This is a genomic window from Pseudohalioglobus lutimaris (assembly GCF_002866825.1).
GTDB lineage: Bacteria > Pseudomonadota > Gammaproteobacteria > Pseudomonadales > Halieaceae > Halioglobus > Halioglobus lutimaris.
In genome coordinates, this window is the sequence record NZ_PKUS01000011.1 from 36,254 (window position 1) to 48,429 (window position 12,176).

The window sequence follows — 12,176 nt, forward strand, 5'->3', positions numbered from 1 at the left end:
CGCAGTTGGTTCGCGAAAAAATTCATGCTCCAGGCCTCGTTAGGGAGACTGGCTTTTCATGCCGGCACCGGTTTTCGGTGAGAGGCGCTAACGTGCCTACGGGGGCGTTTTTGCTTAATTGTAGGCCTTCCTCGCAATGTAGCCGGTAAACTCGCTTATGATTGACATGAATTCCTTCTCGCCTCAGTACAATCTGAATACGCTTGTGACCGTGCCGGACCCTGGCATGTGCAATGTCTCTGATTCGTTGCCTTAGTTCAGTCTGAGGCGGCCTACGGTGTTTGTATCGGAATACGCTGCGGTCAGTCTAGCCGAAAATTCTCATTCTCTCTGGACCTGTTTATTGGGAGCCCCTCAGTCCTTCACGCGCACGAAGAACCTGATGCGATTGGGCCTGATTGAAAAGCGAGCCTGGAACACGGTCGTGGGAATTGGTGGAATGTTGGCTCCCAGCACCTGAATCAGGCTCTGCCGGTTAAACTGCGTGAGGAGTCAACGATCCTGACTTGTGTTCTTGCGAAATTCGCTTGGTGAGCGTCCGGTCCATCGGCGAAAGGCCTGGGAGAAGTTCTGTGGATCATTGAAGCCACAGCGCTCGGCGACTTGCTGTATGGAAAGGGTGCTGTTTCGCAGGTAGTCGCTGGCAACAGCACTGCGCTCTTCATCCAGGATTTTCTGGAAACTCTCCTGTTCCTGCTGCAACCTCCTGCGCAGGGTCCGGGGTGCACAGCCAAGGCGCTCCGCCACCTGGTCAATATTCGGGAAACTGCCGGATTTTAGGTGGATTGCCCGGCGAACCTCCGAAACAAAGTCCTGACGGCCATGTAACTTCTCCAACAGGTTCTGGCACAGGCTTTTCATGACATCGAGAACCTGCTGGTCGTGGCTTGTGACCCGGTGGCCCAGCGCTTCACTGGGATACTGGAGCTCGGTTGCCTCCTGGGAGAACTTTACCGGGCATTGGAACAAGTCATCGTAGCGAGCAGCGTAAGAGGGTCTGGGGCCGTCCAGTGTGAGCAGGGTAGGTTTTAACTTACCAGCGGTAAAATACTCTGCGCCAACCTGCACGATAACCAGGGCCCTATCCATGCAAAACTGCCTGGCACCACCCAGGGGGTAGCCTTCTGTAAAGCGGTGATAGAACAAATTCCCCTGCTGGCGAGCGGCCCAGTCAACGTGCAGGTATACAAGGTCGTAGAACTCCTGTGCCAGTTGGATTGCACTTTGAATGGTATCCACGGCGAGCAACAGGTGCCCGTGCGAGCCTCTCTCATTGAGTGTGGTGGCAAGGCCTACGTCAAGGCCTATGCCAGGAGGTCCCGCGGCCGCCAGATTCTGATAATAGGCGAGTGCCTGGTGTCGGCCAATGATGGTGTAGGGATCTTTCAGAACAGATTCGTCCAGACCGGTACCGCGAAACAATTCACCGCTGGGAATGCCATGTTCGAGGGCAATTCGATGGGCAGCCTGAAGTAACAGTGCAAAACAGGGCTGGTCTCCCGGCCCCCGTCGCCATTCCTTGCTCATGATTCGGGTCCAATTGTACTATCAGGACGAGTCAGCTCATGCAGCTTGACTCGAATAAAACCACTTCCGACAAACCCGGGCCGATTCAGGGTGCCAGTTTTCTGTAAAATGGCGAACTTGAAGTATTCATGATCCCGTCGATAACCCTGTAGTCGGCACAGCTTAATAGTACTCTTTTGGAAACGCTCTGAAAAAGAATTCCTGGATACGCTGCCAGAAGTTTCGAGCAGGTTGTATCCTGGTAGATTCAGAGTCGTGCGTCCATTGCAGTTTTCCGTCCTGATTCCGGGAAACCTTCCAGCTATTTTCTGCAAGCATATCTCGCTCTATCAGGTCTGACAGTGCTTTACCCAGGTTCTGGCTTTTGATGATCACACCCATTTCGGTATTGAGGACTGCTGAGCGAGGGTCCAGGTTCATCGATCCAATGTAAGATATTTCCCGGTCGACTACCAAAGCTTTGGAATGCAGGCCAACAAATTGCCCTTCTGTAGGGTAGGTATCCACAAACTCCGCCTGAATGGCGGCGTCGGAACGCAGTTCGTAAAGTTCTGCGCCGGAATCGACGATGTGTTTTCGCCAGGGCCTGTAGTGACTGTTAACAGCGGGCACATCATGGGATGCGAGGGAGTTGGTCAGTATCCTGACTTCGCGTCCTTCGGCGTTCAATTGTTGCAGTGTGGCAATGCCCCTCTCGGTCGGGATGATGTAGGCATTGATAATAGACAGCTCCCGCTGTGGGCTGCTGATCAATGAGAGGATTTCTTCCAGCATGACGTGTTCTATGCTGTCTTCACCGGGCAGGTCGGCGATTACCCGACTGGTCCCGGGGTGCATCTGGTCTCTCAATTCAGCGATCGCTGAACCCCAGAACTGGGGTTCAATCGTGAAGTTGGTCAGTGCTTTTGTTTCTGAGAGGTGCCTGGACAATTCGGTTCGCGCCCGGCCCTGTTCTTCCGGCGCGATCCGCATATTCAACACGGATGCAGGCATTACCCATGGGCTGTTCCAGTAGGCGTCAAACACTGCCGATGTCTGACGGGCCACCGGTCCTACGCCGAGCACATCCAGATCGTGAAAGTTGAAACTGCTGTTCATGCCCATGTATTCGTCGCCGATATTGCGCCCGCCGATGATGACTGCGCGGTTGTCGACAATCAAAGCCTTGTTATGCATGCGTTGATTGGCTTTATTGAAATCCCCGAGACCCTCTTGAATACGCCCCCCCCATTCCCTGTTTGTCCATGGATTGAAAAGCCGCAGTTCGACATTGGGGTGGAGGTCCAGCCAGGCGACAGCTTTGTCCCGCAGTGCCACGGACGCAGCGTCCCGAAGCAGGGTGTTGAGGTCGTCTACCAGCACTCTGATTTTGACGCCACGATCAGCCGCATCCAGAAGCCGGGCAGCCACTAACTGGCCCGTGGTATCTCCATACCAGAGGTAGTACTGGAAATCGATGGAATACCGTGCCGAGTCTAGCAGCGCCAGTCGCCAACGCAGTGCACCTTCATTGCAATCCAGTAACTTGAAGCCGGACATGTCAGTGCCATGCTCGGTGCGGTAGTAGTCCTCAATTTCGGAAAAGGCTCCATCCGCTGCTGGAGGAATGGCGTATTTCGGGGGAGGTGCTTCATAGGGAGGCACGACAACGCCAGTCGAACAGGCGGAAAGAACCAGACACAGCACGCCGTACTGCAACAGGAAGAACCCTCCGAACCGGGAGGCAGAGGATTCGCGGCCGTGTTTGGTGTCTGAGAGGCGCAATCTAGGCATCTTGCTGGTGAACGTGCACATCCCGCTGTGGAAATGGAATAGAGATGCCGTCGCGATCGAAACGCATTTTCACCTCGCGGGTGATATCCCAGTAGACCTCCCAATAGTCCGGCGTTTTGGTCCAGGGCCGCACGATATAGTTGACGGAGGAGTCGCCTAGATTGTGCAGGCGGATATTGGGTGCAGGGGAGGTCAGGACCTTTTCATGCGACTCTACTATCTCTCGCAATATTCGTTCAGTTTTCTCGATGTCATCGCTATAACTTATGCCGAACTCGAGATCCACGCGCCTTGTCTTTTGGGCGGTTACATTCTTGATCACGTCGCCCCAGATTTTGCTGTTGGGTATGATCACTGTCTGGTTGTCGAACGTGTTAATAGTTGTCGATACCAGGGTCATTTTCTTTACCAGGCCAATTGCGCCGGCAACTTCCACGAAGTCATCCACGTCATAAGGCCGGTAAAAGAGGATCATGCCGCCCGCAGCGAAGTTTCCTAGCGTGTCCTGCAATGCGAATCCCACGATAAACCCGGCAACACCCAGGCCCGCCAACGCGGGGCCCAGGGAGACACCGATTTGTGACAGTGCCACCAGAATACCCACAAGCATCACGATGGCACCAGAAGTGGATGTCAGGACGTCTTTCAGTAGTGAGGAAAAATTTGAGGTCGACTTGTTAAGTGCCGAGCTGACGAGTCGCTTGGCGATGTGAGAAAGTGCACGGAATACAAACAGAATCAGCAGAAATGCCAGAAACTTCAAAAGCAGGTCAGGCAGGTTCCTGGATACTGCCTCGCTTACGTTTTCCCAGCTATCCTCCATTGTTTGCTTGACCGCCTCACTATCAAACAGGCGGATTGAAATGCCGCTGCTTTCTCGCAGTAACACCGAGCGATATAAAACGGTGTCAATATCAAGTCTTGTCATGAGCTTCAACAGTGACTCCAGCCGGCTGACGTCCAGAGCGTGGGCCATTTTTATCTCATTTGCCGCACCTTGCATACCAGTATTGCTCGCATCCAGAGTGAGCCTCTTGTTCATCTCCTGCAATGTACTCCTGAAAAGCTCGATTCGAGCGGAGATTATTTCTGCATGCTGGTAGAACAAGGATTCTGCTTCTTTGCGCAATACTTGCGCCGAAAGTCCCAGTGTTTCCCTGGTTTCGACCAGGTCAACGAGTGATGTATAAAAACCCAGGCGCAGCGCCTCCAGGCCGTTTACATGGGCTTGCAGCGTATATTTTTCGGCTTCAGTGACAGCTCGGGCTTTTTCGTTGTACACACTGATTCGTTCGTCGAGTTCCTGAATATGCAGAGACAGTAGCTGGCTGGTACTTGAGAGATCTTTGCGCAGGCGCTCTTGCAGCATCAAGCGATCAGGGTTTTCTTCTGGCAGTAACGCGGTGTGGCGGGCTAGTTTGGCGATATCGGCGATGAGCCTGATAATGCGCTGGTCAAGACGAAAAACCAGAGCCTCGGCATCGCCATCGGCATCGGCATCGGTAGCCTTCCCGGCGTTTTCTACCAGAGGTTGTAACCTGCTAATGCTTCTCTCAATATCGACTATAGATTTGGCAATTATTTCGGAGGGAATAGCATCTTGCGCTGCGATTCCGTTAGCAGGAGTCGCAAATAGTAGACATAGCAAGAGAATGGGCAGTATTGGGGTGTTATTACGGAATTGATAGCGCATGGTTTTCCACCCTTCATTATTATTGTGCAGCATTATAACCCAGCAATTCGAACCCGGAAAAAATCGGTACTGGCGGACTAGTAGGGGCGGGGTGTCAGCTCCTGGGCAACACTACTGGCAGACCATAGCGCCATTTCCAGTAAAATCACTGCATATTCGTTTTTCGTTTTTCGTTTTTCATCGCGATTTTATAGATCTAGCGCAAAGTAAATATCCAGCCAATAGTTACTTTATCATCGCTGTGGTTGTGTTCACTTGTTTCAAATCAAAAATGGGCCTCGGTGGTCCGATCGATATGCTATGTGAATGTAAGCCCATGCAAGATAAACGCTTGTAGGCATCTGCGCCACTAACAGTAAATTTACCGCGAGGAAACACCAAAATGATGATCAGAATTCAGACTCTTTTATTTGCATGCTTGCTGGCCCTGGTGGGACAGCTGGCGTGTGCCGACGAGTACGATGATGCCCGCAAGGTTTTCACTGGTGCGGGCGAGAGCGGCGCTTTCTTCGGTAAGGCTTATGGCTACGCCCTCTTTCCTACCATTGGCAAGGGCGGTATGGGCATCGGTGGCGCCTACGGCAAGGGCCGAGTATATGCGGGTGGCAAGCACATCGGTAATACCAGCATGACCCAGGTTACCTACGGGCTACAATTGGGCGGCGTGGCCTATAGCCAGATAATTTTCCTCCAGGACAAACGCGCACTGGAGCAGTTTACGGAGGGTAATTTCGAGTTTGGAGCACAGGCAACTGCAACTGCCATTACTGCTTCCGCGGGCGCTCAGGCGAATACCGGTGGGGGTACCAGTGCCGGCGCATCCGGGGGTAAAAACGATGCTACCACCGCCTCCGGAGGCTATCGCAAGGGCATGGCAATCTTTACCGTGGCCAAGGGTGGCCTGATGTATGAGGCGACTCTGGGTGGTCAGAAGTTCAAATACGAACCTCTATGAATCAGTAGCTCAAGACATACGAGCCTCCGCCCAGGCCATCTAGACGATGGCGAGGGCGCCCCTGTTCGCTTGACATCGATTTCACATCAGATGAATCAGTTGGCGCACGGCCAAGGGAGAGTTGAAAGAAGAATTTCGTGCTTATCCTCGCGAATATCCATGCGTCTAGCTAGTTGGCAAAAGCACATTCCGTGGCCAGCATGGAATAGGTCAATTGCGGTTTATAACGGCCCCATCGGCATCTAAAAAGACAAGCGTAGACAGTTGTTAAGACGAGTCCTTGGCCTCAATTCATACGATAACGTCCGGTGTCCATGCGTTGCTGGAAAGTGCTGCCTGATAGACTGTGCATTCGAGATTTATACGTAGCATTTACCGAGGAATAGCATGACTCAATCACTTCTTAATGACCGCGACCTTGAATTCCTGCTGTATGAGTTTCTCGATACCCAGGCCCTGTTACAGCGTCCGCGTTATGAGGAGCATTCCCGTGAGGTGTTCGATGCCACAATCGACACTGCCAGGACAGTAGCCGAAAAGTACTTCGCCAACCACAATGCCAAGGGTGATGCCAACGAACCCAGCTTCGATGGTGAATCCGTAGAGCAGATTCCCGAAACCAAAGAGGCCTGGGACGCCTTCGCCAAGGCGGGTTTTCTCGCCGCACATTACGATTTCGAGGACGATGGCATGCAGATGCCGGAAATCATCTTGCGTGCCAGTATGGCGATTATGACTGCTGCCAATATTGCCACCACCGGCTATCCCTTCCTGAGTATCGGCGCCGCCAACCTGATCCAGTCATTTGGCTCCGACGAGCAGCGTGCCCGGTTTATTCCACCGATGCAGCAAGGTCGCTTCGCCGGCACTATGGCTCTGACCGAGCCCGGACAGGGGTCTGCGCTTGGGGATATTACGACCACGGCCAGGATTACCGAGGATGGAAGCTATCGATTGTCTGGCCAGAAGATGTTTATTTCCGGGGGCGACCAGTCAATCACCGAAAATATCGTGCATATGGTGCTGGCGAAAATTGAGGGAGCGCCGGTGGGAGTCAAGGGCATCTCCCTGTTTATCTGTCCCAAGTTCCTGGTTAAAGAGGACGGCACGCTGGGTGAGCGCAATGACGTTGCCCTCGCGGGTCTGCTGCATAAAATGGGCTACCGCAATACGACCTCCACGGTGTTGAACTTCGGCGAAAATGACGGGGCTGTAGGCTACCTGGTGGGCGAGCCCCACAAGGGCTTGCACTACATGTTCCAGATGATGAATGAGGCTCGTATCGGAGTAGCGCTGGGAGCGGCTGTTCTCGGCTACCAGGGTTATCTTTTTTCCCTGGAGTACGCCCGTGAGCGGCCCCAGGGGCGCCTTCCTTCCAATCGTGACCCGGCATCCAAACAGGTCAGCATCATTCAGCATGCAGATGTGCGCCGTATGCTGCTGGCCCAGAAAGCCTACTCAGAAGGTGCGCTTGCCATGTGTTTGTACGCCAGCGCCCTGTTTGAAGATTCCCACACCGCAGACACGGAAGAAGAACGGCGTGATGCCACTTTGCTGCTGGACCTGATTACACCCATGGTCAAGTCCTGGCCCTCAAAGTACTGCCTGAAGGCCAATGAGTTAGCGATACAGGTGCTCGGTGGTTCCGGCTATATCCGGGAATACCCGGTGGAACAATACTACCGTGATAATCGCCTCAACCCGATCCACGAAGGCACGGAGGCTATCCACGGCCTGGATGTGCTGGGGCGCAAGGTGGCGATGAATGGCGGGGCCGGATTGAAGTTGTTCAACGAGGCGGTCAAGGCTAGCCTTGGCGAGGCGGAGCATTTGCCAGCCGTCACTGAATTCACCCAGCCGATGTTACACGGTCTGGATACACTCAACGGCGTGACTGAGGCGCTGCTTGGGAACCTGGCCCATGATCCGGATACAACACTGGCCAACGCCACAGTCTACCTGGATCTTTTTGGGCGCGTTCTGGCGGGCTGGATTTGGCTCAAGCAGGCAGTGGTTGCTGCCAGGGCCCTTGATAACGATGGCCTGTCCGCTGCAGATTTGAACTTTTACCGGGGGAAGCTTCAGGCTACGCGGTATTACTTCCAGTGGGAGTTGCCTGAAATCGACGCCCAGGCGAGCCTCCTGAAACGCCTGGATTCGGTGCCGCTGGATATGCGGGATGAGTGGTTCTAGGGAGACCCTCTGTAATGCAGTAATGACCTTCGACTGCATCTGGCAGAACAGGGCGCAGGGCAGGGCGCTGGTGCCCTCGGCTGAAGGCGCCAGTAGATATCACTCGGCCTGGTAGTCGGAAAACTGCGCTCGAAGATCTTTCTTGCTGATTTTTCCGGTCGCAGTGTGTGGGATTTCCTCTACAAATACAGCGTCTTCGGGAATCCACCACCTGGCAACCTTACCTTCGAGGTAGGCGAGAATCTCCTCCTTTTCCAGGTCCGTGCCGGGCTCCCTGATAATGATCAGCAGTGGGCGTTCCGTCCACTTGGGGTGGGGCACGCCGATAACGGCCGCCTCTGCCACAGCGGGGTGGCCCACCGCCGCATTTTCCAGGTCGATAGAGCTGATCCATTCCCCGCCAGACTTGATTACATCCTTGGTGCGGTCGGTGATGCGCATGTAGCCCCTTTCATCCATGCAGGCGACGTCACCGGTGCCGAAGTAGCCGTTGGCGTCCAGCGCGTCGACCTCATCCCGGCGGAAATAACCGCTGGCGACCCAATTGCCACGGACGCGCACTTCACCGGTGGATGCCCCATCCCAGGGCTGCACCTGACCCTCGTCATCGACGATACGCAGGTCGATACCGAAAATCGGTCGTCCCTGCTTTAGTTTGATCGCGTCCAGTTGTTCTTTGGGCAGATCGGCCATGCCGGGTTTGAGAGCGTTGAATACCCCCAGCGGCCCGGTTTCGGTCATGCCCCAGGCGTGATGCGTGTATACACCATGCTTGTCGCTGAACTCCTCCATGATCGACAGTGGGCAGGCTGCGCCGCCGACCACGACGCGCTTCAGGCTATCTATGCTCTTGCCCGACTCTCGCAGATAACCCAGCAGGGCCAGCCAGACAGTGGGCACCCCGGCGGACATATTGACTTGCTCCTCCTCAATCAGCCGTTGCAGGGTTGCACCATCACCCATCTTGCTGCCGGGAAAAACCAGCTTTGCACCCATCATCGGCGCGCTATAGGGCAGACCCCAGGCGTTGACATGGAACATGGGTACGATAGGTAGAATCTTGGATTCGGCGGAGATAGACATTGCGTCGGGTAGGGCTACGCCATAGGAGTGCAGCACCGTGGAGCGGTGACTGTATAGCACGCCCTTGGGGTTGCCCGTGGTGCCAGAGGTGTAGCACAGCGAACTGGCGGTATTCTCGTCGAGGTCGGGCCAGGAATACGTGTCGGCGTGTCCGGCTATAAACCGCTCGTAGTCGACGACATTGGGCAGCGAGCAATCGGGCATGTTTGACGCGTCCGTCAGGACAACATAAGCCTCCACTGTCGGCAACTTTTCTATCAGACTCTCCAGCAGTGGAACGAAATCTGGATCAACGAAAACCAGCTTGTCCTCTGCATGGTTGACTATGTATTCAACCTGTTCCGGGAACAGGCGCGGGTTGATAGTGTGGCAAACTGCACCCGAACAAGAGATAGCGTAGTACAGCTCAAAGTGTCGATAGTCGTTCCACGCCAGGGTAGCGATACGATCACCTTCCTGTACCCCCTTTTCAGCGAGGGCGTTGGCCAGTTGCCGGGCGCGGCGGAAGGCCTCGGTGTAGGTGTAACGATGGGAGGGGTTGTCTGCGGTGATCGAGACGATCTCCGAGTCCCCGTGCGCTTGCTCGGCAAAGCTCATGATGCTGGTGATTGTCAGCGGTAGGTTCATCATCTGGCCGCGTATCATGCTTTCTCTCCTGTGTTCACATATTGAGGGGCGTCCAATGGTCCAGGGCTAGTCGCTGCTGGCTCCGTTGTCGAAGGCGGGGCTGTGCACCGGTTTGATGCCGGCAGCTTGTAGCAATTCATTAAAGCTGTCCCGGATACACTGGGCGTAAAAATCAGGGTCGGGCAACATATCCCGGCACGCTACAATCCCCACCCACATATGACCCGCGTAACTAACGGCAGTATGATTTATACCTATGGCGTCCGAGGGAATAGAGATGGGATAAAGCCGTTGCAGTTCTGCGCCCGCCAGGTATTGAGCCTGGGCAGGTCCGCGTACATTGGAGACGACGGTATTCATGCTGGGTGCCATTCTATTTACCAGCCAGCCGGTCAGCACCCCTGGTAAGTTTTCGGTGAGCACAGGCATCTCGTTATTCAGTACACTGTCCTCGCCCTTTTGCGCCGTGGCGCTGTCATGGCAGGCCTGTAGCCGCTCTAAAGGGTCCTCTATATCCGTATGCAGGGAGGTTCTGGCAACGCCAACACCATTGCCTCCGGCACTGGCATTTTCACGCAAACTGACCGGCATCATGGCGACGAGTGAATCGTCGGGTAACTCATGGTGAACAAGTAAATAGCGACGCATGGCGCCGCTTACCACAGCGAGAAAAATATCGTTGATGGTGATTCCCTTAACCTTGCCACGTAATGCCTTGAAGGCAGCCAGAGGTAAACCCACACCCTCGGCGACGCGATGCGGCGAAATCTTGCCGCTGAAATGTGTTTTCGGTGCGGGCGCGAGATTGTTAATCAGATCGCCTATGTGCCGCTCCCCAAATGCGATATCACCCGCGCTCTTCGCCAGTTTGAATGCGCTGCCTGCAGCCAGGCGGGAGAGAGCGGCGGTTCGCCGCCCCTGATTGAAGATCGCCCTGGAACCCATCTCCATCAGGCTGGGTTCACGGTCGGTAATAATGGCTTCTGGTTTTTCACGGTGTGTGACGGGATTCGGGTTTTCCGCGTGCATCTGGCTAATGACATGCAGACTGGCCATACCGTCAACCGCCGCATGATGCATTTTGTAGAACAGCGCGAAGCAGCCGGGCGGAAGACCGGGGATATGGTCCAGGCCACCGATAACATAGATTTCCCAGAGAGGACGGCCTCTATCGAGGGGGCGAGCGTGCAGTCGGGCCACCTGGATCATCAACTGGCGCCAGTCTCCCGGTTGCGGAAGCGCGATATGGCGCACGTGAAACTCCACATCAAAATCGGCGGTATCAATCCAATAGGGCCTGTCAATACCCAGGGGAGGTTCAACCAGGCGACGCCGAAAAAACGGGTTGGAGTGCATTCGCACGTCAAAATGGCCGAGTATGTCCTTAAATCTCACCTTGCCGCCAGGCGCTGTAGCAGGATCATACAGGCCCAACGCGCCCACGTGGCTGTAGTTATTACCCTGTTCCACTGTCAGGAAGGTGGTATCTGTGCCACTGAGCTGTTGCATGCCTATTCCTCGATCTAGTGTTATGTGTGTATTGATTCTAGGGAAATCATCTCAAAGCGGGAATAACTGAGCTGGCCAGGTTGCAATGGAATCCGGCCAAGTCACGGGTGGTTCGCCACCGACCTCATGACTGGCCGCATTCCACATCAGGACGACCGATACACCAGTGGCACAGGGGGCGCCGGCAGCTTATCCTTGTCAGGGTTAATCTTGCTACAGAGGAATAAGCTGTGCTGAATATCGTCGAACTGGGATCTGCGTGTCTCAGTATGCTCGCAGCTCGCCCATAATGTCATCTGAACTCGATTCTCGTAGGAATCCCGACCGACCCATTGTCGCTGTCGGGGTTGTTGTATGGCGCGGGGAGGATTTTTTGCTCGTACGGCGCGGCAAGGAACCCAACAAAGGGCACTGGAGTATCCCGGGTGGTGCCCAGAAATTGGGGGAAACCGTTTTCGCCGCTGCGGTCCGCGAGGTACAGGAGGAGACCGGGTTGGATATCGAGTTCTGTGCTCTGGTCGATGTCGTCGACGGCATCATGCGGGATGATCAGGGAGAGTTGCTATACCACTACACCCTGGTGGATGTAGTGGCAGAGTCCCCTGAGGGGGAACCCGTTGCGGCCGACGACGCTGCGGCCGTCGGCTGGTTCAAGCCCGAAGACCTACCGGCATTGGGTCTTTGGACCGAGACAGAGCGAATCATCCGGGAGTCAGCTCTGAAGCGCCATTGAGAGCCACCGCCGGCCAAGGCCTGTTGTTGCAGAAATGGTGCTCGATGCGAATAGTATGTGGATACAGAGAATTGGCTGCATCG

8 protein-coding genes and 1 pseudogene are annotated in these 12,176 nt (G+C 54.8%); 3 read left to right on the plus strand and 6 right to left on the minus strand.

What is annotated here, in order from left to right; translation table 11 throughout:
- Positions 1-22 precede the first annotated feature (22 nt).
- From C0039_RS21500 to C0039_RS10665, 4 genes and pseudogenes are all read right to left on the minus strand, one after another.
- Positions 23-247: pseudogene (locus C0039_RS21500) on the minus strand (IS3 family transposase); the annotation flags it as partial.
- Positions 248-492: 245 nt separating this feature from the next.
- Entirely contained in the window at positions 493-1,527 is a 1,035-nt protein-coding gene (locus tag C0039_RS10655; protein ID WP_076001522.1) for a helix-turn-helix transcriptional regulator, read from the minus strand.
- Between the two features lie 162 nt (positions 1,528-1,689).
- Entirely contained in the window at positions 1,690-3,291 is a 1,602-nt protein-coding gene (locus tag C0039_RS10660) for a phospholipase D-like domain-containing protein (RefSeq protein ID WP_076001521.1), read from the minus strand.
- A 1-nt stretch (position 3,292) separates the two neighbouring features.
- Positions 3,293-4,993 carry a mechanosensitive ion channel family protein gene (locus C0039_RS10665; protein ID WP_207796424.1) on the minus strand — a complete coding sequence of 567 codons (1,701 nt, stop codon included), beginning with the start codon at positions 4,991-4,993 and terminating at the stop codon, positions 3,293-3,295.
- Positions 4,994-5,375: 382 nt separating this feature from the next.
- Here C0039_RS10665 and C0039_RS10670 point away from each other — a divergent pair, with 382 nt between their 5' ends.
- Together C0039_RS10670 and C0039_RS10675 are read left to right on the plus strand one after the other, a co-directional pair.
- Positions 5,376-5,948, plus strand: coding sequence for a YSC84-related protein (locus tag C0039_RS10670; RefSeq protein WP_076001519.1), 573 nt, complete (start codon positions 5,376-5,378; stop codon positions 5,946-5,948).
- A 387-nt stretch (positions 5,949-6,335) separates the two neighbouring features.
- Entirely contained in the window at positions 6,336-8,141 is a 1,806-nt protein-coding gene (locus C0039_RS10675; RefSeq protein ID WP_076001518.1) for an acyl-CoA dehydrogenase, read from the plus strand.
- Positions 8,142-8,240: 99 nt separating this feature from the next.
- On the opposite strand, the gene C0039_RS10680 is transcribed toward C0039_RS10675, so the two are convergent.
- The gene (locus C0039_RS10680) at positions 8,241-9,866 is read right to left on the minus strand and encodes a long-chain-fatty-acid--CoA ligase (RefSeq protein ID WP_101518085.1); all 1,626 of its coding nucleotides are present in this window, start codon (positions 9,864-9,866) and stop codon (positions 8,241-8,243) included.
- Between the two features lie 51 nt (positions 9,867-9,917).
- Positions 9,918-11,360: a WS/DGAT/MGAT family O-acyltransferase gene (locus C0039_RS10685; protein ID WP_076001517.1), complete on the minus strand. Its 1,443-nt coding sequence runs from the start codon at positions 11,358-11,360 to the stop codon at positions 9,918-9,920.
- 289 nt (positions 11,361-11,649) lie between these two features.
- Between C0039_RS10685 and C0039_RS10690 the strand changes: the two genes are divergently transcribed.
- Positions 11,650-12,093: an NUDIX hydrolase gene (locus tag C0039_RS10690; protein WP_076001516.1), complete on the plus strand. Its 444-nt coding sequence runs from the start codon at positions 11,650-11,652 to the stop codon at positions 12,091-12,093.
- The last annotated feature ends 83 nt before the right edge of the window (positions 12,094-12,176 follow it).

Coding starts and splice junctions, on each gene's coding strand:
- C0039_RS10690 (WP_076001516.1), top strand. CDS start 11,650: ATGTCATCTGAACTCGATTCTCGTAGGAATCCCGACCGACCCATTGTC.
- C0039_RS10655 (WP_076001522.1), bottom strand. CDS start 1,527: ATGAGCAAGGAATGGCGACGGGGGCCGGGAGACCAGCCCTGTTTTGCA.
- C0039_RS10675 (WP_076001518.1), top strand. CDS start 6,336: ATGACTCAATCACTTCTTAATGACCGCGACCTTGAATTCCTGCTGTAT.
- C0039_RS10685 (WP_076001517.1), bottom strand. CDS start 11,360: ATGCAACAGCTCAGTGGCACAGATACCACCTTCCTGACAGTGGAACAG.
- C0039_RS10670 (WP_076001519.1), top strand. CDS start 5,376: ATGATGATCAGAATTCAGACTCTTTTATTTGCATGCTTGCTGGCCCTG.
- C0039_RS10665 (WP_207796424.1), bottom strand. CDS start 4,993: ATGCGCTATCAATTCCGTAATAACACCCCAATACTGCCCATTCTCTTG.